General features: G+C 50.2%; 23 protein-coding genes. 15 read left to right on the top strand and 8 right to left on the bottom strand.

The genetic code is table 11. The annotated features are described in order from the left end of the window. Nucleotide 1: 1 nt before the first annotated feature. From LOS79_RS23450 to LOS79_RS23435, 4 genes are all read left to right on the top strand, one after another. A complete protein-coding gene (locus tag LOS79_RS23450) occupies nt 2-1,012 on the top strand; it encodes an ABC transporter ATP-binding protein (protein ID WP_315412741.1) in 1,011 nt (336 codons plus the stop codon). Further along, the gene (locus LOS79_RS23445) at nt 1,009-1,935 is read left to right on the top strand and encodes an ABC transporter ATP-binding protein (RefSeq protein ID WP_397386682.1); all 927 of its coding nucleotides are present in this window, start codon (nt 1,009-1,011) and stop codon (nt 1,933-1,935) included. Before LOS79_RS23450 ends, LOS79_RS23445 begins: the two co-directional genes overlap by 4 nt. Nucleotides 1,936-1,965: 30 nt before the next feature. Further along, nucleotides 1,966-2,412, top strand: coding sequence for a hypothetical protein (locus LOS79_RS23440; RefSeq protein ID WP_315412740.1), 447 nt, complete (start codon nt 1,966-1,968; stop codon nt 2,410-2,412). A 127-nt stretch (nt 2,413-2,539) separates the two neighbouring features. Then, nucleotides 2,540-3,373 carry an MBL fold metallo-hydrolase gene (locus LOS79_RS23435; RefSeq protein ID WP_315412739.1) on the top strand — a complete coding sequence of 278 codons (834 nt, stop codon included), beginning with the start codon at nt 2,540-2,542 and terminating at the stop codon, nt 3,371-3,373. A 7-nt stretch (nt 3,374-3,380) separates the two neighbouring features. Here the strand turns inward: LOS79_RS23435 and LOS79_RS23430 are convergent, their stop codons facing one another. Continuing rightward, nucleotides 3,381-4,220 (bottom strand): SDR family oxidoreductase, encoded by an 840-nt coding sequence (locus LOS79_RS23430; protein ID WP_315412737.1) that lies wholly within the window; start codon nt 4,218-4,220, stop codon nt 3,381-3,383. A 212-nt stretch (nt 4,221-4,432) separates the two neighbouring features. On the opposite strand from LOS79_RS23430, the gene LOS79_RS23425 reads away from it, so the two are divergent. From LOS79_RS23425 to LOS79_RS23410, 4 genes are all read left to right on the top strand, one after another. Further along, a complete protein-coding gene (locus LOS79_RS23425) occupies nt 4,433-5,473 on the top strand; it encodes an AI-2E family transporter (RefSeq protein ID WP_315412735.1) in 1,041 nt (346 codons plus the stop codon). A gap of 80 nt (nt 5,474-5,553) precedes the next feature. Beyond that, nucleotides 5,554-6,615, top strand: coding sequence for a S66 family peptidase (locus LOS79_RS23420; RefSeq protein ID WP_315412733.1), 1,062 nt, complete (start codon nt 5,554-5,556; stop codon nt 6,613-6,615). Nucleotides 6,616-6,779: 164 nt separating this feature from the next. Beyond that, nucleotides 6,780-7,190 (top strand): hypothetical protein, encoded by a 411-nt coding sequence (locus LOS79_RS23415; RefSeq protein WP_315412731.1) that lies wholly within the window; start codon nt 6,780-6,782, stop codon nt 7,188-7,190. Between the two features lie 12 nt (nt 7,191-7,202). Beyond that, on the top strand, nt 7,203-9,818 hold the full coding sequence (locus tag LOS79_RS23410; protein ID WP_315412729.1) for a tyrosine-protein kinase family protein: 2,616 nt from the start codon (nt 7,203-7,205) through the stop codon (nt 9,816-9,818). A gap of 362 nt (nt 9,819-10,180) precedes the next feature. Here LOS79_RS23410 and LOS79_RS23405 read toward each other — a convergent pair whose 3' ends face one another. From LOS79_RS23405 to LOS79_RS23375, 7 genes are all read right to left on the bottom strand, one after another. Next, nucleotides 10,181-10,444, bottom strand: a complete 264-nt coding sequence (locus tag LOS79_RS23405; protein WP_315412727.1) for a transposase — start codon at nt 10,442-10,444, stop codon at nt 10,181-10,183. Between the two features lie 24 nt (nt 10,445-10,468). Then, nucleotides 10,469-10,966, bottom strand: a complete 498-nt coding sequence (locus LOS79_RS23400) for a transposase (RefSeq protein ID WP_315412725.1) — start codon at nt 10,964-10,966, stop codon at nt 10,469-10,471. Nucleotides 10,967-11,024: 58 nt separating this feature from the next. Then, a complete protein-coding gene (locus LOS79_RS23395; RefSeq protein ID WP_315412723.1) occupies nt 11,025-11,453 on the bottom strand; it encodes a transposase in 429 nt (142 codons plus the stop codon). 422 nt (nt 11,454-11,875) lie between these two features. Further along, nucleotides 11,876-12,910, bottom strand: a complete 1,035-nt coding sequence (locus LOS79_RS23390) for a helix-turn-helix domain-containing protein (protein ID WP_315412721.1) — start codon at nt 12,908-12,910, stop codon at nt 11,876-11,878. A gap of 116 nt (nt 12,911-13,026) precedes the next feature. Then, a complete protein-coding gene (locus LOS79_RS23385) occupies nt 13,027-13,383 on the bottom strand; it encodes a methyl-accepting chemotaxis protein (protein WP_315412720.1) in 357 nt (118 codons plus the stop codon). Nucleotides 13,384-13,417: 34 nt separating this feature from the next. Then, on the bottom strand, nt 13,418-14,716 hold the full coding sequence (locus LOS79_RS23380) for a methyl-accepting chemotaxis protein (protein ID WP_315412718.1): 1,299 nt from the start codon (nt 14,714-14,716) through the stop codon (nt 13,418-13,420). Nucleotides 14,717-14,964: 248 nt separating this feature from the next. Further along, a complete protein-coding gene (locus LOS79_RS23375) occupies nt 14,965-15,375 on the bottom strand; it encodes a hypothetical protein (RefSeq protein ID WP_315412717.1) in 411 nt (136 codons plus the stop codon). A 405-nt stretch (nt 15,376-15,780) separates the two neighbouring features. On the opposite strand from LOS79_RS23375, the gene LOS79_RS23370 reads away from it, so the two are divergent. From LOS79_RS23370 to LOS79_RS23340, 7 genes are all read left to right on the top strand, one after another. Continuing rightward, entirely contained in the window at nt 15,781-16,473 is a 693-nt protein-coding gene (locus tag LOS79_RS23370; protein ID WP_315412716.1) for a response regulator transcription factor, read from the top strand. Further along, a complete protein-coding gene (locus LOS79_RS23365) occupies nt 16,470-17,951 on the top strand; it encodes a sensor histidine kinase (protein WP_315412715.1) in 1,482 nt (493 codons plus the stop codon). The genes LOS79_RS23370 and LOS79_RS23365 overlap by 4 nt, the downstream gene beginning before the upstream one ends. Nucleotides 17,952-18,112: 161 nt before the next feature. After that, nucleotides 18,113-19,234, top strand: coding sequence for a TolB family protein (locus tag LOS79_RS23360; RefSeq protein ID WP_315412714.1), 1,122 nt, complete (start codon nt 18,113-18,115; stop codon nt 19,232-19,234). 632 nt (nt 19,235-19,866) lie between these two features. Beyond that, on the top strand, nt 19,867-20,412 hold the full coding sequence (locus LOS79_RS23355) for a MarR family winged helix-turn-helix transcriptional regulator (protein ID WP_315412713.1): 546 nt from the start codon (nt 19,867-19,869) through the stop codon (nt 20,410-20,412). A 167-nt stretch (nt 20,413-20,579) separates the two neighbouring features. Further along, entirely contained in the window at nt 20,580-22,034 is a 1,455-nt protein-coding gene (locus LOS79_RS23350) for an aryl-sulfate sulfotransferase (protein WP_315412712.1), read from the top strand. A 42-nt stretch (nt 22,035-22,076) separates the two neighbouring features. Continuing rightward, a complete protein-coding gene (locus LOS79_RS23345; protein WP_315412710.1) occupies nt 22,077-23,105 on the top strand; it encodes an ABC transporter substrate-binding protein in 1,029 nt (342 codons plus the stop codon). A gap of 22 nt (nt 23,106-23,127) precedes the next feature. Further along, nucleotides 23,128-23,916, top strand: a complete 789-nt coding sequence (locus LOS79_RS23340) for an ABC transporter ATP-binding protein (RefSeq protein ID WP_315412708.1) — start codon at nt 23,128-23,130, stop codon at nt 23,914-23,916. Nucleotides 23,917-23,927 lie beyond the last annotated feature (11 nt).

The raw sequence follows: 23,927 nt of genomic DNA, 5'->3' as shown, positions 1-23,927 counted from the left end.
CATGACTAAGCGGCTGCTGTCAGTTGAGAATTTACAGGTTTCATTTGCTACCCGGGACGGCGAGAATCAGGCTGTCCGCGGAGTCAGCTTCCATATAGATGCCGGAGAGACTGTAGGGATTGTCGGAGAGTCAGGCAGCGGTAAAAGCGTCACCGCTAAGGCGATCATGTCGCTGATTACGCCGCCTGGCCGCATAAGTGCTGATAAGCTGGAGTTTCGCGGCGAGAATCTTAAAGGACTTAATGAGAAACAGTGGCGGGCCCTGCGCGGCAACCGGATTGCAATGGTCTTCCAGGACCCGATGACCTCGCTCAATCCGGTGAAGCGAATAGGCCAGCAATTAACGGAAGTCATCCGCAGACACCGCGGACTGAATAAGGCAGAGGCATATGCTGAAGCAGCAAAGATTCTCCTTGAGGTCGGCATACGCGACCCGGAGCAGCGGCTGAAGCAATATCCGCATGAATTCAGCGGAGGGATGCGCCAGCGGGTGATGATTGCAATGGCGCTCTCCTGCCAGCCGGAGCTGCTGATTGCGGATGAGCCGACTACGGCGCTGGATGCGACGATTCAGGCGCAGATTCTCGACCTGTTCAAAGAGCTGAAGGAACGTTCAGATACAGCGGTGGCGCTGATTACCCACGACCTCGGTGTAGTCGCCCAGGTCTGCACACGCGTGATCGTAATGTACGGGGGGCTCGTGATGGAGGAGGGAACGGTAGAGGATATCTTCTATCGTCCCCAGCATCCGTATACCCGCGGGCTGCTCCGTTCAATTCCGAAGCGCGGCGGCGGAGCGCGCGAGCGGCTGATACCGATCGAAGGCACACCGCCTGATCTGCTGAATCCGCCGTCCGGCTGCCCGTTCATGGACCGCTGCCCGCAGGCCTTCGACCGCTGCAGTGAACGGCCGCCGGTAACGGAGCTGGCCCCGGGACACCGCTCCATGTGCTGGCTGGCCGAAGGGGCTGGCGAGCAGGCGGAAGTAACAGTGGGGAGGGAATTCCTTTGAGTGAAGGCAGCGTTAGCAAGGTGCTTGTAGATGTGAACAATCTGAAGAAGCATTTCTCCAAAGGCAAGGATATGCGCGGACGCGATACGGCTGTGCTTAAGGCTGTTGACGGTGTCAGCTTCCAGATCCGCCAGGGTGAGACCTTCGGGCTGGTCGGTGAATCCGGCAGCGGCAAATCGACCGTTGGCCGCTGCCTGCTCCGGCTGTACGATTATACAGAGGGTGAGGTCTTCTATGACGGCCAGCCGCTTGGCAGGCTGGGTGAGAAGGGGCTGAAGCCGTTCCGCAGACGGATCCAGTCGATCTTCCAGGACCCGTATTCCTCGCTGAATCCGAGTCTGAACGTGCTGGAGCTGATCAGTGAGCCGATGGCCATTCACGGGCTCTATAAGGGCGGGGAGCGCAAGGAAGCGGTGGCGGAGCTGCTGGAGAAGGTCGGGCTGAAGCGGGAGCATCTCTACCGCTTCCCCCATGAGTTCAGCGGCGGCCAGCGCCAGCGGATCTCGATCGCCCGGGCGCTGTCGGTCCGGCCGGAGTTCGTCGTCTGTGACGAGCCGATTTCGGCGCTGGACGTCTCTGTACAGGCCCAGGTCGTCAATATGCTGGAGGATCTGCAGTCCGAATTCGGACTGACCTATCTGTTCATTGCCCATGATCTGTCGATGGTCCGGCATATCTCGGACCGGATCGGCGTCATGTACGGCGGACGCCTGGTTGAGGTCGCCCCGAGCGATGAGCTGTATGATAATCCGCTGCATCCGTATACCAAGGCGCTGCTGTCCTCCATTCTGGAGACAGACCCGCTGAAGGCCAGCCAGCGGATACAGCTGGATGCGTATTCGGTTACGCGGGGCGGAGAGGAACCGGCTGGGCTGCGTGAAGTCAGCCCGGGGCATTACGTGGCTGGGGATTTTGCCGGCTGAGGCAGTTATTATAGATAAGGAGGAGATACAATGACAGATACGAAGAGTAAAGTGAAATTGTCGCAATGGGACGCCCTGCTGGTGGAGTCGCTGCGCTCCCTGGGCTGGTCCGATGAAGAGCTGCTGCGCCGGGTTGCTTCTGGCGAGCTGCCGGCGGACGAGAGTGAATACCAGTTTGATTACGGGCAGCTGGCTGTGCTTGCCGGTGAACAGCCGGAGCTGTTCAAGCAGGCTGTAACTGAAGGCTACCAGATCAAATACAACACGATCCGCGGGATCCGCAGCTGGATTGCTGTAGCCTTTGGACTTGAACCGAAGCTGGAGCTTGAGGAGGGCCAGGAAGCCGTCGAGGCGGAATTGTCGGAGTCCCAGCTTAACCGGCTGGCGGATGTGTTATCCTTCGGCTGGCAGATTAACGGCGAGGCGCCTGCAGGCGGCGCAGCCGGAACGTACCGGATCGAGCCGGTCCAGCGGTAATCGTAGAATAGCTGTAATATACAGCTTAATTTGAATAGCCCTTCGGCTTTGTGCCGGGGGGTTATTTTTCGTATGATAAGGATCGTAAACTATAACGAAGGCGTAATTCCCTGGGGGAGGTACTATTATGTATAAATGGAAATGCGGCCCGGTCACTCTGTTCCAGAGTGATCTCTACATGACAAATTCAATTGTGGTGGAGACGGCGGAATGTGTGCTCGTGACAGATCCCTGCTGGCTGCCCCGCGAGGTGGAAGAAATCCGCAGTTATGTACAGGATATACTTGGCGGGCGGAGGCTGCTGCTGTTGTTCACCCATTCGGATTTCGATCATATTATCGGATATGGGGCCTTCAAAGGCGCTGAGGTCATCGCAAGCAGGGCATTTATGGACAAAAGTGAAGTCGAGCGCGAGGAGATTCTGGAGCAGATCCGTACATTTGACGACAGCTATTATCTGCAGAGAGACTACGAAATTACATACCCCCAAGTGGATCATGTAGTGGAGCAGGAGGGGCAGAGCCTAAGCTTCGGGGATTTGCAGCTGACAGGATATGCGGCTCCCGGTCATACGAATGACGGATTGTTTACTGTTGTGGAGGGTGCAGGGCTGCTTATTGCCGGGGATTATTTATCGGATGTGGAATTTCCGTATATTTACGACAGCAGCCTGTCTTACGAGGCTACACTCGGCAAGCTGGACCTGATATTGTCCAGGCACCCGGTCACGCTGCTGGTCCCCGGACACGGGGAGGCAGCGGACAGCCGCCTTGAGATGGAGCGGCGGAAGCAGGAAAGCCGGGAGTACATTCATAAGCTGCGCACGGCCGCAGCTTCAGGCAGCCAGAAAGCGGTGGATGCGCTGATTGCCGGCTGTGCGTTCCCGCGCAACATGTCCAAGTTCCACAAGAGCAATCAGGAGCTGATTGTGAAGGAAATGGCAGCTGGGGCAGGGAGCTGAGACTGCGTTACAGGTCCAGCTGGATTTTTCGGATATGGAGTACACTGTCAAGACCGGTTGGATCAGTGCTGACCTTGCGGGCTACGAATTGATCTGCCTGCTCCGAGGTGCGCAGCCGCAGCGGCTTGGTCTCCATTTGGGCTAGGTCCCACATCACCTCAGCGACGGAGGCTGCAGTTTGCGGCTCCACATTGCGTTTCAGGAAAGTGCTAGTATAGGCATCAAGCACCGGCTTGTATTCGTCTTCGAGAATGCCCCCGGTTTCTGCTACATGCCCAAGCACAGTCTTATTGAATTCGGTAGCGATGGCTCCCGGCTCAAGCAGGGTGATATCGATATTGAAAGTGGGCTTATAATACACAGCCATGCTCTCAAGCAGCCCTTCCAGGGCGAACTTGCTGGCACAGTAAATTTCGTTCATCGGCTGCCCCACCAGGCCCCCGACGCTGGAAGTAGCCACGATATGGGCATAGCCGGTTTTACGCAGCAGCGGCAGCGCCGCCCGGATCGTATGCATCACGCCGTAGACATTGGTCTCAAATACGCGCTCGATATCCGCGAAGGGTGCTTGTCCAAGCGACCGGAGATAACCGAATCCGGCATTACAGAACAACAGATCCAGCTTGCCATGCTCCTCGTCAATCCGGTCAATGACCCGCTGAATGCTCTCCGGCTGCGTGACCTCCAGCTCTACGAAGTGCAGCTGCTCCACTTCGCGGTACAGCTCCTGGTCACGTTCGGGGTGGCGGGTTCCTGCATAGACAGTCCAGCCTTCGTGAGCGAATTTAAGCGCAGACGCAAGACCGATGCCGGACGAGGCGCCGGTGATGCAGATGATTTTACCCATAACAGTTGGCCTCCATAAGCTCGAATAGAAAGCTTCAATTTGAAAGATTTTGCACACATTATAGCATAAAGCAGCAGAAGCTCCGGCAAGTTGACATAAAGTTTGTTTTTTCGCGGAAAATTGACTCGGGTGAAGTTGCTTAAATTGTTTTCATTACGGTACACTATAACTAAAATCCTAATCGCCTGCAGATGGAGAGGAACAAGGAAACAATGGATGTATTCAAGCGTTACATTGCCAATTTAACAGTCCGCCGCTTTTTAATTCTGGCCCTGGTCGGACTGCTGTTGTTCAGTATTAGAGATATGCTCAATCTGGTGCTGCTGACGTTTCTAATCGCTTATGTAATGAACAGCTTTCAGGTACTCTTGAGCAAGCGGATCGGCAAGTATGTAAAGGTGAACAGCAAGGTTATTATTATTATATTGTACTTGGCGCTCATCAGCATGATTGTCCTGGCCCTTGTCAAATATCTCCCGAAAGTCTTTTCACAGATCAAGCAACTGACCGCATTTCTCGGAACCCTCACCTCCGATGATATTCCTCAGAACGAGATTATGCAGTACCTCTTCACCACCCTTAAGGAACTGAACTATCAGAGCTATTTGAATCAGGGAATCGGATACGTATTTAAAATCAGTGACTGGGGAACAACCTTTGTCCTGTCTACGATTCTAAGCCTTGTATTTATTCTGGAGAAAAACCGGATTGTCACCTTTACCTCCCGTCTGAGAGAGAGCAAGCTGTCCTGGTTCTATGTAGAGCTGGAGTATTTCGGCAGGAAATTCATCTCTTCCTTCGGCAAAGTTATTGAAGCACAGATTCTGATCGCGCTGTTCAATACTTTGTTTACCGTGGTGGGACTGTGGGTCCTGGGCTTTTTCTTCGAACCCTTCCCGTACCTCTTTGCCCTCTCCATTATGATCTTCGCACTCAGCCTGATTCCGGTTGTCGGCTTTGTCATTTCGCTTATCCCGCTGTGCATCATCGGCTACAACACCGGCGGCCTGATGATGGTGATCTACATTCTGGTGCTGATCGCCGTCCTGCATGTGATGGAAGGCTATTTCCTCAATCCTAAGCTGATGTCTTCCAAAATGAACCTGCCGATGTTCTACACCTTAATCGTGCTGCTGTTCTCCGAGCATTACATCGGCGTATGGGGATTAATTCTGGGGATTCCGATCTTTGTCTTCTTCCTCGATATTCTGGACATCAGCCGGGATAAGCCGCTAACGGCAGAGAAACAATGATGTAGTTTCAAGATTATGATGGTATTCAAATCCGTTTGGGTTTGGTACCATCTTTTTATTATGAAAGGAGGAAACACAGGATGATCAGATATCCAATATTAGAGGCAGGAGCTGTTATAGGTGTGACTGCACCTTCATCAGGAGTAGGGGAAGAGCTGCGTGAGCTGCTGGAGCTGGCCTGCCAGCGGATGCGCTCGGAAGGTTACGGTGTGGTATACGGCGCAACAGCGTGGACGCAGGATAAAGCCAAATCTGCTCCGGCAAGTGTGCGGGCCGCCGAATTCAATGCCATGATGGCAGATGACAGCATTGGGCTGGTAATCCCGCCCTGGGGCGGAGAGTTATTGATTGAGATTATGGAACAGGTCGATTTCGGCGGGATAACGCCCAAGTGGATTGTCGGCTACTCCGATATCAGTGTGCTGCTGCTGGCAGTTACGCTGCGGACGGGCATCGCTACCGCTCACGGGACCAATTTTGTTGATCTGCGGGGACCGGAGACCGACCCGACTACGGCTATGTGGGAAAAAGTATTGTCTACAGCAAGCGGCGGATCAGTGGTTCAGCATTCCTCACAGCAGTACCAGCTGGAATGGGGAGCAGAGCCTTCGCCCCATGTATTCACCCTTACGGAGCCTACGAGCTGGAAAACGGTTGGCAACAAGAATGTAACGATGCAGGGACGCCTGCTTGGCGGCTGCATTGATGTCATCCGCCATCTGATCGGCACCCCGTATGGGGATGTGCGGCATTTCCGGCAGCATTATATCGGGAATGAGCCGATTCTGTGGTACCTGGAGAATTGCGAGCTGCAGGTAGCCGATCTGCGCAGATCCCTGGTACAGATGAAGCTGGCCGGCTGGTTCGAGCATTGTTCGGGTCTGATGTTCGGCCGCAGCGCAGCGAACCGTCCTATGGAGAATTACACGGTGGAGGATGTGTATCAGGAGCTGGCAGAGGAGCTGCAGCTGCCGGTTGTCTATGATATCGATTGCGGCCATCTGCCTCCGCAGATCACGCTGATCAACGGGGCGTTTGCGGAGGTGCAGGTTGAGGTGGGAAGTAAAGCTGGAGAAAATAAGGCCCTACATGAGGGAGAGGGCAAAGAAATAGGCTTGATTAGGCAGTATTTCAGGTCTTGAATAGGTATAAAGTATTTTGAATTATGTCTTGAATTGAATCGACTAGTGATTATGTAAATATTGTGGCGATCTACATAGTAATTAAGATTAAGGATTAATATTCATTTACCCTACGAATACTTTGGAGGATAATAGAGTTATAAATTAGAAAAAGGAGAAAAATTATGGTTGCGATTCGTAAAGATGATTACCGAAAAGCAGCAATGGAAAGAATGAAAGATGCTGCCATACTTAAAAATCAAGAACGTGGACACACTACTGTATATCTAATGGGCTTTGTTCTAGAGTGCATGCTAGCATACTGTTATTGTACTCGGCATACTACTGAATATATTGAAAATGTAAAATCTTATAACTCTGATACTTGGCAGAAGCATGAAAGATTACTTTCAAAAGTGAAGGATGCTGGATTAGAAGCTCATATGAGTCAGTTTGGAAAGTTTCTAGAAAAGTGGAAAGTTCATATGAGGTATCATCCAAATCACTTTCCTGGGCCTCAAGGGTTGAAGGATGCTAATCAATTGTATGATATTGCGTTAAGTTTGGTTAAAGCTATTAATAGAGAAGCTATTTAGGAGGTCACAGTCATGGATGATCTTATAAAACTAATTAAGTCAAAGCTACAGGCTCACTTTATTCATGCTAAAATAGTTGTTCAACCTAATAGTATAAAAGGCATTAATTTAAAAATTGTAGATGAATCTTTTCAAGAGGATTTTATAACTAGAGAACACTTGGTTTTTTCTTTTTTAGAGAGTGAGAATGTAATTAATGATAGATCGATTTTTTCTTTTTTAGAGCTGTTAACCCCAGAAGAGGAAGAGTTATTTGGAACTCCTCTGCAGGACTTTGAGCCAAGTAGTTTGCCCTTTTGGAATAATGCTGTAGCTAAAAGAGCGGGAAAACGAAATATCGAATTTAGAGAGGATCAAAGTTACGATAATCCTCCGATTATTTCCTTTTATTCGTATAAAGGAGGTGTTGGAAGATCAACATCACTTGTAGCCACAGCTAGAACGCTTGCTAAAAGAGGGAAAATGGTAATAGCAATAGATATGGATCTGGAAGCCCCAGGGCTTACTGAATTACTTTCTGCAAGATTGCAAACTGAAAGAAATAAAGGTGGTCTTGTAGAACTTTTGAACCGTTTAGAAAATCAGGAGACGTTAGATATTCGATCGTATTTAGTAGAATCGGAACAAAATCTATATTTACTTCCAGCTGGTGAATTAAACTCTTACTATTTATCCCAATTAGGAACAATAAACTTAAACCGTTACTATAGGCTTGAAACAAATCCGATATTAACTTTATTTAAAAAACTGCAATCTCTTGAACCAAAGCCAGACTTCATACTAGTTGATTCTAGAACTGGATTAACAGATATCAGTGCCCCACTATTATTTAACTTATCAGATATGTCAGTAGTCGTTTTTAGTCCAACAAACCAACATGAGCTAGGTTTCGACCTGCTTGTAAAAGGGATTCTGAATTCAAAAAATCTTAGAAATCTTACGACAGAGTTACGCTTTGTGCAAAGTATGATTCCACCAAGCGATAAAGATTCAAAAGTTATACAAAATAGAGGGTTAGAATGGGTAAAAGATTACGTTGAGGAAATCTCTAATATAAGAAATGAAAATGGACAAAACCCATTAGATTTAGTAGCAGAGGATATAATTACTAAGGTTTTTTATAATGAAGAAATAGCTTACTCCAATAATATGCTTGATGATAAGCTTTTACCTGCTTATCAAGGTGTAGCGGATTGGATTGAAAATTTAACAACTGATTTAGGCGAAAGTCTCTTTGCCTCGGAGGGCATATCACTAATTGATTACAAGACCGACTTGTTGAAGGATGTAAAAATACAAAGTGGTATTGCCGAAGATCAACCAAATTTACCTGAAATTTATGTTAAAACGTCTGCATATAGAAAAGCTATCGAGCCTATTACAAGTCTTATATTGGGTAGAAAGGGTACCGGAAAGTCGGCATTAATCCGGATGTTGCAGGAGCATTTTGGTGAAGATGGGATTACTATTCGACATTCTCGTCCTAATAAGGATAATTATCACCTTCCTAAAGATGATCTTCGGTATATTGAGGATATACTTCCAGAGACAAATTGGGAGTTATATTGGGGTTTGTTTGTCTTACTTAAAATTATAGAAAAGAAGAATGATGTCCTAGGCGTTGTAGCTGATGAGCAAATTGAAGATTTTGTAAAAAAATGTTTGAAAAATCAAAGTAGACTTGAATTAATAAAATCTCTTGAACAAGTTCTTCCTTCACCTTTACTATCCGCACGGTTGCATGAAATTTATAGAAGGATAAATAATTATCTTGAGAGACCATTGGGATTACTTTGGGATGGTCTTGATAGAGACTTTGGAATTGAACAAGAACAGAGAGTTAGGAGAGATAAATTAATTATTGGTTTATTCGATTTTTGGAATATGATCCAAACTCATATCAACATTCAGGTTAAAATTTCTATAAGAAAAGATATCTGGGACAATCTAATATTTGAAAATAAGAGCCATTTCTATGGGAGAACAGTTACTCTAGAGTGGGCTAAAATTGAAGACTATTATAAGACACTCCTGAAACAAGTATATGAAGGCTCAATAAAACAATTTTTAAAACAAAAATATTATGAAACCTATAAGAATAATTTAATAGATGAAGTCGATCATTGGTCGGAGGAACAGGTTATATTTTGCTTCAATGCCTTAGTCAGTGAGAGAATGAAAGGTGGAAAGACGACATATACAAAAAACTGGGTTTGGCTTCGACTGGCAGATGGAAAGGGTAATCATAGCCCGCGTCTTTTATTTCAGTTATTTGACCAGGCATTAACCTTGGAAACAGAAATTAATGTACATTCTCCATATGATCGCTCTCTGATTAGGCCAAGAATGTTAATAGAGGCTTTTCCTAATGTATCGGAGGAAGCTTTAAAATCGTTACTTGAAGAATATGAAGAGTTGCGAACAATACAAGATGCCGTAAGTGGAAAACTTGCACCATTTGATGCAAGCAGCTTATCGGTAAATTTTGAAAGTGATTTGTTTGAAACAGCTGTTGAGGCGGGTTTGCTTGTTATATATGAAAAAGATAGTGAGGGAGATCCAATACGTCTAACAGTACCTGATTTATATCTAAAGGGATTAAATATGACTAGGAAAGGCCAAGCTTAAATTTTATACTTCAAATAGGGCGTTTTAGCAGCGCCCTATTGCTCACGTTCAAATCACTTTTTATAGCCTGCCTAAGAGTTTAAGTAGGGTGCATCAGCCAGAGCTCGTAGTAGGGGCGAAGTATTATGCAAGTAACTTTATTCAATACGGCAAATCCACTAATTTTCAAGCTTAGATAATACCAGCTGGGATCGCTTACATTCAGATTAAACCTTACCTTAAAAGAAAGAGCGTTACTCAAAAGTGAAAGACCACAGATGTAATTAAAACGGGGCTGTCCTAAAAGTAGTCTTTCTACGAGTAAAGACAGACTCTTCACATTTTTAAAACCGCAAAAAAGTCAAAGAGCAGCCATTGTCCCATCATTGGAGAATAGTTGCTCTTTGTTTTTGGTCATTTGCAGCTTGCTTCAATAGATTGTGAGCAAGCGAAAGCCATCCGACCTGGGGCGTCACGTTTTCCATGCCGCGAAGCAGAAATCGCCGGAAGCCCCGGTTATTCTTCAGTTGTCCAAACACACTTTCCGGTTCTGTCATTCGGCGTACAGCTAAAGCGTAGCCCTCCTCACTTTGCAGGATTTCCCGGGCTTGCTTCTGGTACCGCAGCCGTTCCAGACTAACAACCATCTCTCGGTTTTCTGCTGCCTTCGTTCAACGCTCCTTCAGGGGGCAAGCCCATCTGTCTTCGGCTTCGTCGTACGTCCAGTTCTCAATCTTTACGACGTTTTCTTTCCAGGCCTTGCTTTTTTCCTTGTGGTAGCTGCCGTACTTCACGACCGCCTGAATCTCTTTCTTTTCTAGATAGGCATAGTTTTCTTCGCTGCCGTAGCCTGCATCTGCAATGACTGTCTTTGGCCGTTTTCCGAGAAACCGCCGTGTTTTTTTGATATGCGGCTGTAAAAAGCGGGTGTCGGTCGGTCTGGGATGGAGACTGTAGGCCAAAATAAACTGGTTTTCGGTTCCGATCTGTACATTGTAATCCGGTTTGAGTTGACCATTGCGCATGTGATCTTCCTTCATCCGCATGAAAGTCGCATCCGGGTCGGTCTTGCTGAAGCTGTTTCGGTCTCCAAGCAGCCTTTGGTACTGCTCGTACTTCAATAGCCGGGGCAACAAAACCTTACGCAGCTTACGAACCGCTTTTTTCAAGGACTTGTCTTAAGCTGAGCTTCGAGCATTTGCATGGCTTGTTCGAGCTTCTCGCTGCTCACTTCGAAGCGGTGCCAAGTTCAGGCAAATCTTTGTCTGGATTCTCTTGTTCTTCCTGCTCTTCTGCCGCTTCAATGTCAGCGAACAGGGCATGCACCTTTTCCTGCAATTTGACCTTGTGTTTGCTGACGGCTTTCCCCAAAACAAACGTGTAGCGATTGGCGTTCGCCTCGATTTTGGTTCCGCCCACAAAGTAATGTTCCAGAAAAATGTATTTCTCGTCAGCCAGAAACTGAAGGACGGCAGTAAAGACCGTTTCGAGAACGCTCTTCATCCGCTGGGAACGGAAGCGGTTCAGAGTACGAAAGTCTGGCCGCTGCCTTCCGGTGAGCCACATGAAGGGGATATTTTCGCGTACCGCTTTGGCCATTTGGCGCGAGGAATAGATACGCTGGGTGTAGGCGTAAATAATAACTTTGGCCAGCATTTACGATACGAACGAGGTGGTTTTCCGGGATATCTTCTTCGAGATCCATTGGCTAGCAAAGTTGGTCCATGGTATATTGAATTTACAAAGAAACCTCTCCTTTGGAATGGTTGGTCGCACTTCCATTTTACCAAAAGAAAGGTTTCCTTTTTGCGTTTTTTGAAGAATGTATTTGCATCCCGCTTAAACAGTGGAGCGGACGGAACGATTGTGGAAAAGCGAATGCGTTCGCCTTTGTATCCGGATTTTCACCGCTAAGGGGAATGGAAAAAATCTGGGTACAACAGCGATTGGAACAACGTTCTGTTTGCGGAGCGTCCACCCAAGTGCTCACGTTGATCCAACTCCGAAATAAAGAGCTGTCACAAGCAGCCATTTCATGGCTGTTGAGACAGCCTCGTTAATCCTCTACAGTTCTGCCGTCAGCTAAGCCGGCCTGTCAGTCCCGCTATTTCCCTATAATAAAAGTCAACGGTCTCGCCTTCCGTGATGTTCCATTCGCTTCTCAGCAGCCCAATGATTTCCTGCAGCTTCCCGATAGCTTTGCCGTAGTGCCCTTGGATCCTGTAGATCTGAGCGATGGCTATAAACGAATCCATATACTTAGGACTTGGCTGAAGCTCATGACTTGCGGCGTAGTACGTTACAGCTTCATCATATCGGCTAAGCTTAGCCATACAGTCTCCACGGGAAGACCAGGCCATCCAGTCCTCCGGATACAGGCCGGTCATTTGCTCCCAAAGCGCCAGGGCCTCCGGCAGGTTCCCCTCTTCCTTGCAGATCATTCCGCCGTATTTCTGGTATAAATGCCCCGGATGGAGCTGATTCAATTGTTCGAGGACTGCTCTGGCCTCAGCACACCGGCCGTCGGCGAGCAGATAATTAAGCAGCCATACATACGCCTGCCAGTAATCCGGGTGTTCCTGCACGAACTTCTGATAATATGCGATCAGCTTATGGGAGTTGGAGAAATTCCAGTCAAACATCACACCATTCTCCGCATCCCGCAGCGCGTTATGATTGCTTTTGCTGTCCGGTGCGGCCAGCAGGGCTTCCTTGGCATAACGGGCAGCTAACTCGCGGTATTCACCAGAGCGGTGAACGTACAGCTGGGCCAGCAGCGTGAGGCAGCGGGATTTCTTGCTGTTATCCTTCAGTTTTTCCAGCAGAAATTGCTCGGCATAGCTGAAATCTTCTGCGGATATGAAACGTTTAGTGCCGATCATATTGCCGATCCGCTCCAGATGCGTATCATCGGTTAAGTCAAACAGCTCATCAATGGTCACACCCAGAATGACAGATAAATCGGGCAGCAGCTGAATATCCGGCAGTGTTATATTGTTCTCCCATTTGGATACAGCCTGTGATGACATATTCAGTTTGGCGGCGAGCTCTTCCTGCGTCATTCCCTTTTGCAGGCGTAATGCCCTGATTTTTTTACCCAGCTCAATACTCATGTAAATAACCTCCAAATGATAATCTTTGCGACTAGTCAATTGGATTATAACTTGCCCGGTATAATATCCCAATGACCGCTTAGTTGAGCGGAGTCACCTACCGGTTACATCTAATATTAGACCTTGAACTTCCCGAGTGAACGCTGCAGCTGCTCCGAGGTTGCTGCCAGAGCGGCGGAAGATTGGGCAGCCTGTTCGATACCCTCCAGCTGCCTTGCCGTAGCGGATACTACCCGGTGCGAATTGGCATTGGTTGTATTCGCGATCTCATTAATGCTGGTCACTGATGCGGTAATTTCCTGAATGCCGGCCGACATCTGCTCTGAGGCTGCGGCCATCTCTTCAATTTGTGTAGAGATTTGGCTGTTGGTCAGCACAATCTGCCTGAAATTGTTCTCGGTGGCGCTGGCGATCTGCAGCCCTGCCTCTACCTCATGCATCATCTGGGCCATGGCATCTACAGAATGCTGCACACTATCCTCCATATGCTGAATCCGTTCGGCGATTTTACCCGAGGACTGGGCCGATTGCTCTGGCGAGCTTACGCACCTCAGCAGCGACTACCGAGAATCCGCGGCCATGCTCGCCTGCCTTTGCCGCTTCAATGGAAGCATTCAAAGCCAGGAGATTAGTCTGTCCCGAAATGGACTTCAGTACCTCAAGAATCCCGGAGATTTCCTGCGATTTGTCGCTCAGCGTACGGATGATGCCGTCCGTCTCGTGCACCTTATGATGTATATTATTCATTTGCCGGACATTGTCTGATACATAGGTGCTGCCGTGCTCGGCTTCGGTCCGCGAATGATAAGCAGCCTGGGCAATGTCCGCCGCACTTTCCGCGATCCGCTGCACGCCGACGGACACTTCTTCCATAGCGGTCAGATTCTCGGCAGCACTTTGTGTCTGAATTTCCGCCCCGCGCGACACTTCTTGAATAACCGCGGCGATTTGTTTCGATTCTCTTTCGGACTGTTCTGTAATTTCCAGAATAGCATTCGTGGACCGGGATACCTTGTCGGCAGTCTGCAGCCCATCCTGTATAAGCTCCTGCAGATTGGTCTTCATTTGGTTGTAGCTTTGCACAAGTTTGCCTATTTCGTCGTGGCCGCGGTCGGTAACCGTTATGGTGAAGTCACCGTTACCTGCATGCTGCAGGGCGGAAGAAATTCTCCCGATTCTTGTGCTCATCAGCCGGATGAACAGCACAATTACTGCAACTGCGATGAGTATGGCCAGGGCCATCATCAGGACAAAATGCTCGATAAATGAAGAGATAATGATCTGGATTAACCCTTGCGGGGCGCCTACGTAGAATATGCCTATGACCTCGCCGCCGGCACTAACCAGGGGCTGATAAGCCGCCTGGTAGATTTTACCGATCACATTAGCCTCCCCGAAGTACTGCTGGCCGCCGCGCAGAACCGTCTCGGCCACAATCTCTGATACAGGCGTCCCCACAGCACGTTGTCCATCAATCATGACATTTGTGGCTACACGCTGATTCTCCTGAAAGACGGTCACTGTATCTCCGGTCATTTCGCCGATTTCGTCGACAAGCTTATCGTTTCCGTTAATGGGGATGTCCCCTTTGTAAAGGGCTCCATCCTTGATCTGCCAGTCTCCGGGATATTTATGCTCAAGGAAGCCGCTGGCCAGCAACAGATCACTTTTCGCTTTTTCTCTGGCGAAGGTTTTGATTCCATCGCTCATTTCGTGGATAACCACAACCATCACGGCCCCTGAAAAAACCAGCAGCACCCCAATCACAATCAGGCTGATCTTCATGCCAATGCTTTTTATTTTCATCCGTTTATCACTTCTCCACTTCCTGTTGCGTCTCTACAGCTGTGTGTATAGGTGTAATTCTTAATCATTTTATCGGCAAAAAGAGTTGTGGAATTTAAAATTTTGATAAATTAAATAGTTTCCAATAGATTACAGCCAGCATAGAAATATACTGATTATATTGCCGCAGCCCAAAACGGCTACGCCATCCTCTTAAGGACGGCGTAGCCGTGTCTGCTCAGGTATATTAAATTATATTGACCGCTTCCTTAACCGAACGAAGTCATCACGCTCTCCGTAACGATCTCCCGCAGCTCAGCTTTTTGTGCCGTGTACTGCATCTGCGTAATGCTTCCGCTCGCAAATCTGGCATCCAGCTGCTGTGTCAGCTGTTTGACCTGCAGGCTGATTACACTGTTAATATTTCCGCCGTTCTCTTCAGCAATAGTCTTCAGTGATTTACCGTCGTACAAAGCATCGTACAGCTCGTCATCCGAGGATGGGCTCAGGCTCAGGGCATCCAGCAGCTCATCCTTATCGGCCACATCCGATGTGGACCATTTGGCAACAGGGAGTGTATGTAATGCAGGCTTGCCCCAGGCCGTTCCTCCGAACGACATCGCTACAATCATTGTTCCGACAATCATTACCCGTTTAATATTCATCCGTTTTATCTTCATGTCTGATTTCCTCTTTTCATGTTTGGTTATATAGGTCAAGGTTCGTGATTTGCGGCGGCTAGTGAACTTCAGCTAAGTACAGTTTACCCGTTAAAACTGAAATGAAGCTTAAGTCTTCTTAAAGATAACCTAAATGTTGGGGAGCATCTGGTTTGTACTACGTCCGGACGGCGGAGAGGATGCATTTCCGGTAAAATAATCTGTATAAGTGCATTCGCCGCATCCGATGTTTGCCCGCAGGCTCCGGCGGTGATTCTATATATACATACCTGAGTTAGCTTCCATGAAAGGGCCCCGCTATGTGGGGTTATCTTGGCCTGCTTCTGTATCTGCGTTATCCTTGAGAGAATACAGCAATCTATTGATCCCAATAAGAAGAAGCGCAAGCGGAAGGATGAGCATCCAATGAAAAAAATTCTGGTCGTCGATGATGAACCGGCCATTGTAAGTGCAATTGCCTATGCGATGCGGCGTGAAGGCTATGAGGTTGAGACCGCCGGTGACGGGGAGGAAGCACTGAGCAAGACGAATACCTTCCGTCCGAATGTGCTGGTGCTGGATGTAATGATGCCGAAGCTGAGCGGGTATGATGTGTGCCGCCGGCTTGAGGACCGTGATGATATCGGAATTATTCTGCTGACGGTTAAAAATGATATTGTCGATAAAATCGTCGGCCTGGAGCTGGGTGCGGATGATTATATGACTAAGCCGTTTGAGATCCGCGAGCTGCTGGCCCGGGTGAAGGCGCTGCTGCGCAGGCTGGAGAAGAACACATCCGAGGTCAAGGGCGAACAGATTGAATACGGCCTCCTGCGGGTGCACCCGGACCGGCGCAGCGCCGAGCTCGGCGGGGAGCAGCTTGAGCTGACGCCGAAGGAGTTCGATCTGCTGCTGCTGCTGCTCTCCCATCCGCAGCGGGTGTATATGCGCGAGGAGCTGCTGGAGCAGGTCTGGGAGATGGATTATGCGGGAGGTACACGTACCGTGGACATTCATATTCAGCGGCTGCGCAAAAAACTGGGCGAGCCCTACCAGAACATTCTCCAGACGGTCTATGGCGTGGGGTATAAGGCGGTACCTGCGGGGAGCTACCCATGAGAATCAGCATCAAGCTGAAGTTCAGCCTGTTCCTGGCGGTGCTGCTCATTCTGGCTGTCAGCGTGCTTAGCTATTTCGTGCTGCGCGGAGTCGAGCGGAACCAGCAGGGTCAGATTGAGAGCAGTCTGGCCCAGCATATTACCACCGTCAATCTGCGTGTGAAGCAGACCTTCTACACCGGAGCGCGTCTGGAGCCGCAGCAGTTCTTGCAGCAGCGGGGGCGGGCGCTGGCTGCCGAGCTGGCCGGGTTCACGGGCCTTGAAGTGACCCTGTACGATATCCAGGGACAGCAGGTGGGTACCTCCGCCCAGGGGGAGCCGGGCCCGGACCGCCCGGATGTCAGTACAGCACTCGGGTACGCGCTGAATAATAAAGTCGCCTATCAGAGTGAAGGCGGGAGGCTGTTCTATCTGGCCCCGCTCCAGGGGCCGGACGAGCAAATGGGCGTGGTGCAGCTGCAATATCCGCTGAAGAATGCGCAGAGCTTCCAGCAGACGCTGCTGAATCTGTTCCTGACGACAGGCGGCGCGGTGCTGGTATTCAGCTTCATCTTCGGTTATCTGTACTTTAACCGCGCTGCGGCTGCCATCGGCCGGCTGAGGCAATCGGCCGAGCAGATCCGCCGTGCCGATTATATTAAGGCTCCGCCGCTGCAGCGCAAGGATGAGCTTGGTGAGCTGGCGGAGGGGATCTTCTTCATGAGCCGGGAGATTGAGAGCAGTATCGCTGCGAAGGACGAGGAGCGGCGCAAGCTGCAGCTGGCCGTGGAGAAGCTGCAGGCGCTGGAGCAGCAGCAGAAGCAGTATATCGGGAATATCAGCCATGAATTCAAGACGCCGCTGACCTCAATCAAGGCATATGTCGATCTGCTGAACATGTACGAAGATGATCCTGAGCTGCTGCATGATGCCAAGATCAGTATCGCCAAGGAGACGCAGCGGCTCTACGAGATGGTTGAGAAGGTGCTGCAGCTGACTGCACTGGAGAAGTATGATTTCGAATCCCAGGCCGGACTGCTGGAGATTGAAGAGACACTGCGCGATATTTGCAGCCGGATGAAGGGCAAAGCGGAGCGCTACGGGCTAACGATTACGCTTGATGTTAAGCCGGCCCATATCTGGATTGATAAAGAGAGCTTCATGCATATCTTCATCAACCTGCTCGACAATGCGATTAAATATAATGTCCCCCAGGGAACCATCCGCCTGCATAGCGAGGTTAAAGACCAGCGGGTATATATTACGGTCCGTGATTCAGGAATCGGCATTCCGGAGGAATCGCGCGACTTAATCTTCGAGCCGTTCTACACCGTCAACCGTGACCGTTCGCGGGCTTCGGGGGGCACCGGGCTGGGGCTGTCCCTGGTACACAATCTGGTGGAGAAGCAGGGCGGCAGCATTACGCTGCTGGACAGCTCCGGCGGGGCCGAGTTTCTGCTGTCCTTTCCCGTGGTGACGGTAGAATCGTTTCCACTGTAAAAGAACTTATATGTGTTGGGGTCCCCGCAAAGTATCTGAGTAACCATCGAAGTCTGGGCATCACTTTGTGGGGGTATTTTACAACTTCGAAACAATCCGGCTGCGGTTTGGAAATAAGTACCCGTTATGCTGGGAGTAACACAAGCTGGAGGGAAACAGAGATGAAGCCTGAACATAAGAGAAGACATGGCAATATGCGGAGAATTCTGATATGCGGTACGGTTCTGCTGTCTATAGCAGGCTGCAGTACGGAGAATACGGAGACGCGGCAGGTGGTCGAGAAGGCCGGCCAGACCATTACAGTGCTCGATAACCGCAGCGAATCGGTCTATACCCAGCTGAAGCTTGCGGGGATTGATAAGATTGAAGGCGTGCGGGGCACAGAATTCGTCAGCGAGGATATGATTGTAGTGAACAAAGAGAACCGCAGTCTTGCTCCGCAGGTAATTGAAGGCCAGGAGCGCTATCCGCGCAACCTCTATCTTCACACGCTCTCTACGGGCGGGGAAACGCCGCTGCAGGAGGGCGAGCAGAATTATGGTGCACCGCTTATGTCTCCGGACAAGACACATTTATTCTACAAAGAGCTGTATGACGCAACAGGCCTCGGCTATATTATGGAGCTCTCCACAGGGAATTCGGTGAAGGCGAGCGGTGCGGAGTTCAGAAGTGAAGAGGGCAGATGGTCGGATAACGGGCATGTGATTTACCCCGATATGGAAGGCAATATTATTAGTGCTGATCTGAACGGCAAGCAGGAGACAGTGCTGGCTACCGGCATCCCCTATGTGCATGAAGTGGTCCAGACCGGCAGCCGGATTCTCTATGTTACAGGGGAGGACAGCCAGCTGAGTGCCTACGATACCGGGACGAAGCAGACGAAAGCGCTGAAAAAAAATGTGATGTGGGCCGTACCGTCACCGGACGGCAGCAGGCTCGCCATCGTGGAGCGGACAGGGCCCGGAGTGATGGTGCTGAAGCTTTGTGACAGTGAGGGCAATGAGCAGTCTGTGCTGGCTACCGGCCAGCAGATCTTCGGCACTGGCTGGTCGCCGGACGGCAGTAAGCTGGCCTATGCAACATCGGCAGCTGGCGCAGCCGACGATCAGGAGGATTTGTTCATCACCGAAGTAGAGACCGGAGAGCAGACACCTGTACTGAATGATATTCACCTGTCCGATCAGCTGCGCTGGAGCCCTTCGGGCAAGAAGCTGCTGGCTTCGGCAACCGTGCTGAAGGACAACGCCTATCAGTTCATAACTTATGTAATCAGCTTATCGTAATGGGTATATAAGATAAGAGGGACGTAAGACTGTAACTAAACAAGCCGCCGGATTGTTATAAGAGCAATAAGCCTTGGCCAATGCAGGCCAGGGCTATTGCTGTACGTATTACGCCTTGAAGTCATACATATGGGGCTGTCCGTAAGGATTGTTGCATACATACATGAATTCTCATGCTTTATATCTTGAACTGCAAACGTTAAGTTTTATTTGCGATAAGAGAACGCCCATAATGATAGAGTAATTGTATTTTATACATTTGAATCCCTGCTATACAGCCGAAAAATTCATTCTATTGTATTTCGTACAATGAAATGAGCTTGAACTGCCTAAATCCTAAGAAACAAGTGTATCCAATACAATGGATTTTAATTTCAGACCGATTTGATCGTAGCTCAAGATCACAGGTTCAAATTATATAGTACATGACTTATATATATCTTAAACCACACTTGACAGGTGGGTTTAAGGGGTATATGATTACAACAATACTTCACCAGTAATTAAATGAACAGTGAAATAATAGATGAGCCGATTGGACCGCCAAAGGCTTCCGCAATTCTCCTGCAACAGGGGGATTTCCGGGAGCCTTTTTGTGTTGCAATGCGGCAGGAAGCGAAGGGAGAGGCAGGATGGACAGCACAGATTGGGAGCGGCTGGAGGAAGCGGATTTCCTGTTCCGCAAGATGGTGCGGAGATTCGTTAAGGAGCGGGACCGGGTGACCGTAGAGGGGATTTCCCTGCCGGGTATGCTGATTCTGCAGAAAATTATCCGTGAAGGAGAACAGCGGCTCGGTGATTTGGCGGAGCAGCTGGATTTCACTTCAGGGGCCATTACGGCGCTTAGCGACAAGCTGGAGGCCGGGGGATTCACCGTCCGCAGACGCAAGGAAGATGACCGGAGAACGGTATTGCTTGATATTACCGCTAAGGGTAGGGAACTGGTGGAGCAGAGCGGCGACATCGGGGCCCGATGTATTACGCTTCTGTTCGAGGGGTTCACGGACGAGGAGCTGGAGCTGCAGAGCCGCTTCTATGAACGGATCATCAGCAATCTGGAAGGATTCTCGGATACCCTGCTGAAGCTGGCGAAACAGAATCTTGATCCGCCTGTTCCGCCCGCCCCTGAGCAGAAGCCGCGGAGAGCTGCGACAGAGACCAAATATCTCAGCTACTGATATAAAGCAGATACCAACAAAACTTAAGCCTATGCTTCCGAAGTGAGTTTTGTCCGAAGTGACTCAAAGAAGCAAATGCTAACAAAACTAAGGTTATGCTTTCGAAGTAAGTTTTGTCCGAAGTGACTCAAAGAGGCAAATGCTAACAAAACTTTAGGAGTGATCAAATGGGACATTCAACAATTTATCCGACAGGGGCAACGGTATACAACCCGGCTAAGGCATGGAGCGGGTACACCGTATTTCAGGCAGGTGAAGAGGGCGTTGTGCTGATCGACATGAGCGGCAAGGAGGTGCATTTGTGGCAGGGGCTGATCGGGTTCCCCGCCAAAATCCTCCCCGGCGGTTATGTGCTGGGCAGCACAGGCAGAAGAGATCCCAAATTCGGCATTCAGGATAATGTCGATCTCGTTCAGGTCGATTGGGAAGGGAATATCGTCTGGAAATACAACAGCTATGAGCATATCGAGGACCCGGGGTATGAGCCGCTGTGGTATGCCCGCCAGCATCATGACTATCAGCGGCAGGGCAATCCGGTCGGGTACTATGCTCCTGGCCTTGATCCTTCGGCTAACAGCGGAACAACGCTAATACTGGCGCATAAGAATCTATACAATCCTGAGATCTCTGACAAGCAGCTGCTGGACGATACGATTATCGAAGTGGACTGGGAGGGTAAGGTGATCTGGGAGTGGAGGGCCAGCGATCATTTTGCCGAATTGGGCTTCGATCAGGCGGCCCGCAATGTTCTCTTCCGCGATCCCAACACCCGTTCCTTCGGGGATCTGGGCGGCGGCGTAGGCGACTGGCTGCACATTAACTCGGCTTCGTATGTCGGGCCTAACAAGTTCTACGATAACGGGGATGAACGCTTTCACCCGGATAATATTATCTGGGATGCCCGTGAAGCCAATATCATTGCTATAACCGATAAGCGGACAGGGGCCATTGTCTGGCGGCTGGGACCGGACTACTCCCTGCCTGAAGTGAAGCATATCGGCTGGATTATCGGCCAGCATCATGCCCACATTATTCCGAAGGGCCTGCCGGGCGAAGGCAATCTGCTGGTATTCGATAATGGCGGCTGGGGCGGATACGGTCTGCCGAATCCGGCTTCACCTTTTGGACAGAAGAATGCGCTGCGTGACCATTCAAGGGTTCTGGAGATCAATCCGGTGACACTGGATATTGAATGGCAATACACCTCCGCAGAGGCAGGCTTCTCCGTTCCGACGGATTCCTACAAATTCTACAGCCCGTACATCAGCTCAGCGCAGCGGCTTGCGAACGGGAACACGCTGATTACGGAAGGTTCCAACGGCCGTTTGTTCGAGGTGACAGCAGAGCATGAGCTGGTCTGGGAGTATATCTCCCCTTACACTGACCGCCGGAATACCAATATGGTCTACCGTTCTTACCGGGTGCCGTACGCCTGGGTGCCGCAGCTGGCGCAGCCGCAGGAGAAGGCGATTGAGCCGGTGGATGTGACCAGCTTCAGAGTGCCTGGTGCTGCGCCAAAGGGTTCAGATTCTGTGGTAAGTGTAGCGACTACGCTGCCGTTCATGGAGGGAGCTGCTTGTGTGGCTACAGCGGATGAGGGGAGCGGCCAGAGAAGCAGCTAGAGCAGGCAAGGGAAATAATAAACGACGAAGAGGTGTGTTGTTTTGAGAAAATCATGGTATAGCTCAGCTTTGCTGTTATTATCCTTATCCCTGGTACTGGTTCTCTCCGGCTGCAGCTCCAAGGGGGATGCGGCAGCGTCGACGGGTACGGACGGCAATAAACAGAAGACTCTTAGGATTAAAATTGCCGATATCAATACGAACCCGGTCTTCCGGGTGGCGCTGGATAAAGGCATCTTCACCAATCATGGCATCGACGCAGAAATCATTAACTTCGGGACGCCGGCAGAAGGTGTGAACGCGCTCTTCATCAATCAGGTGGATGTCGCCTTCGGCGCGGACTTCCCGGTGCTGAATGCGGTGGCCAAGGGGGATTATTCGATTATTGCCTCTGCCGGCCAGGCTACGGATCAGGCTGCGGCGGTATGGAAGCTGTATGTAAGGGACGAAATTAAGTCTGCCGCCGATCTTAAGGGCAAGAACCTGAGCTTCATGCGCGGGACATTCCTGCCGTATCTGTGGGATGAATATTTGAAGGAGCAGGGGATCGCGCTGAGTGAGGTGACGCTGACCGGACAGGGTGCATTCGACGAGGCCTTCATTGCGCTTAAGCAGGGTGATGTGGATGCAGCCTGGTTCAGCGGCTCGGCGCTGGTAGATAAGCTGGCTGCGCTTGAGGGTGTACATGAGCTGACGGATATGTCCAAGACCCCCGTACGTCTGGGAATGGGGCTTGTGGCCGGGAATGCCTTTGTGCAGGCCAACCCTGAAGGAATCGGGCAATTTCTGGCGGCGGTGGATGAAGCATCGGCCTATGCGCAGGAGCATCCTGAAGAAGTGGTTGACCTGATGTTCAAGGAATTGAAGCAGCCGAAGGAAGCTACACTGAAGGACCTGCCGGTTAATCCGTGGAAGGTGGGCTTTACCCAGGCTGCCTATGACAGCCTCGCCGGACAAAAGCAATATATGGTCGACACAGGGATTATCGCGCAGGATTTTGACCTGGACAGCAAGCTTGATCTGGAGCCGCTGAAGCAGGCGCTGCCGGATAAAGTGACCTATACGAAATAACCCAACTTTCAGGAGGTGCCTCATGTCTTTATCAGCCAAACCCTCTGCGGGGCAGCATGCCATTCATATCGAGCAGCTGCGCAAAAGCTACAGTGAGCCGGCAGCCGGGGATGTTCATTATATTATCAAGGATGTGAACCTGGTTATCAAAGGCGGAGAATTCTTCGTGCTGCTCGGTCCGAGCGGCTGCGGCAAGTCAACGCTGCTGAATATGATTGCCGGTTTTGTCTCCAAATCAGGAGGCAATCTGCGGGTGGACAATGTGGAGGTGAATAAGCCGGGCAGGGACCGGGCGGTTGTGTTCCAGCAGGCGGATTCCTCCCTGTTCCCCTGGCTGACTGTGCGGGAGAATGTAGAGTTCGGACTGCGGATGAAGAAGACGGCCAAGGCGGAGCGCCGGGCCATATCAGACCGGTATATCACACTTGTCGGGCTGAAAGGGCATGAGGATAAATTCCCTAAGGAATTATCGGGCGGCATGAAGCAGCGGGTGCAGCTGGCCCGGGTGCTGGCGAATGATCCAGCGATCCTGCTGATGGATGAGCCCTTTGGCGCGCTGGATGCCATGACCCGGCGGACGATGCAGAGGGAACTGGTGCACATCTGGCGTGAGACGCATAAGACCGTTATTTTTGTAACGCATGATATTCAGGAAGCACTGCTGCTGGGGGAGCGGATCGGCATCATGTCTGTCGGCCCTTCCTCCAATATTACCGACATTTACGATAATGCGCTGCCCTTTCCCCGGGATGTGGCTTCGCCGGAATTCTATGCACTCCATAATCAGATCCAGAATCATTTCGAAGAATAGGCCAAGGAGGG

Source organism: Paenibacillus sp. MMS20-IR301 (assembly GCF_032302195.1).
Classification (GTDB): domain Bacteria; phylum Bacillota; class Bacilli; order Paenibacillales; family Paenibacillaceae; genus Paenibacillus_AQ.
Note: the sequence above shows the minus strand (reverse complement) of the source record. Positions and strands in the feature narration are given on the sequence as shown.

Bases quoted from the DNA above. Each gene is read 5' to 3' on its own strand.
- LOS79_RS23395 (WP_315412723.1), bottom strand. From the start codon at position 11,453: ATGCTGGCCAAAGTTATTATTTACGCCTACACCCAGCGTATCTATTCC.
- LOS79_RS23430 (WP_315412737.1), bottom strand. From the start codon at position 4,220: ATGGGTAAAATCATCTGCATCACCGGCGCCTCGTCCGGCATCGGTCTT.
- LOS79_RS23365 (WP_315412715.1), top strand. From the start codon at position 16,470: ATGAGAATCAGCATCAAGCTGAAGTTCAGCCTGTTCCTGGCGGTGCTG.
- LOS79_RS23375 (WP_315412717.1), bottom strand. From the start codon at position 15,375: ATGAAGATAAAACGGATGAATATTAAACGGGTAATGATTGTCGGAACA.
- LOS79_RS23380 (WP_315412718.1), bottom strand. From the start codon at position 14,716: ATGAAAATAAAAAGCATTGGCATGAAGATCAGCCTGATTGTGATTGGG.
- LOS79_RS23450 (WP_315412741.1), top strand. From the start codon at position 2: ATGACTAAGCGGCTGCTGTCAGTTGAGAATTTACAGGTTTCATTTGCT.
- LOS79_RS23340 (WP_315412708.1), top strand. From the start codon at position 23,128: ATGTCTTTATCAGCCAAACCCTCTGCGGGGCAGCATGCCATTCATATC.
- LOS79_RS23410 (WP_315412729.1), top strand. From the start codon at position 7,203: ATGGATGATCTTATAAAACTAATTAAGTCAAAGCTACAGGCTCACTTT.
- LOS79_RS23350 (WP_315412712.1), top strand. From the start codon at position 20,580: ATGGGACATTCAACAATTTATCCGACAGGGGCAACGGTATACAACCCG.
- LOS79_RS23405 (WP_315412727.1), bottom strand. From the start codon at position 10,444: ATGGTTGTTAGTCTGGAACGGCTGCGGTACCAGAAGCAAGCCCGGGAA.
- LOS79_RS23435 (WP_315412739.1), top strand. From the start codon at position 2,540: ATGTATAAATGGAAATGCGGCCCGGTCACTCTGTTCCAGAGTGATCTC.
- LOS79_RS23420 (WP_315412733.1), top strand. From the start codon at position 5,554: ATGATCAGATATCCAATATTAGAGGCAGGAGCTGTTATAGGTGTGACT.
- LOS79_RS23360 (WP_315412714.1), top strand. From the start codon at position 18,113: ATGAAGCCTGAACATAAGAGAAGACATGGCAATATGCGGAGAATTCTG.
- LOS79_RS23370 (WP_315412716.1), top strand. From the start codon at position 15,781: ATGAAAAAAATTCTGGTCGTCGATGATGAACCGGCCATTGTAAGTGCA.
- LOS79_RS23355 (WP_315412713.1), top strand. From the start codon at position 19,867: ATGGACAGCACAGATTGGGAGCGGCTGGAGGAAGCGGATTTCCTGTTC.
- LOS79_RS23425 (WP_315412735.1), top strand. From the start codon at position 4,433: ATGGATGTATTCAAGCGTTACATTGCCAATTTAACAGTCCGCCGCTTT.
- LOS79_RS23440 (WP_315412740.1), top strand. From the start codon at position 1,966: ATGACAGATACGAAGAGTAAAGTGAAATTGTCGCAATGGGACGCCCTG.
- LOS79_RS23415 (WP_315412731.1), top strand. From the start codon at position 6,780: ATGGTTGCGATTCGTAAAGATGATTACCGAAAAGCAGCAATGGAAAGA.
- LOS79_RS23390 (WP_315412721.1), bottom strand. From the start codon at position 12,910: ATGAGTATTGAGCTGGGTAAAAAAATCAGGGCATTACGCCTGCAAAAG.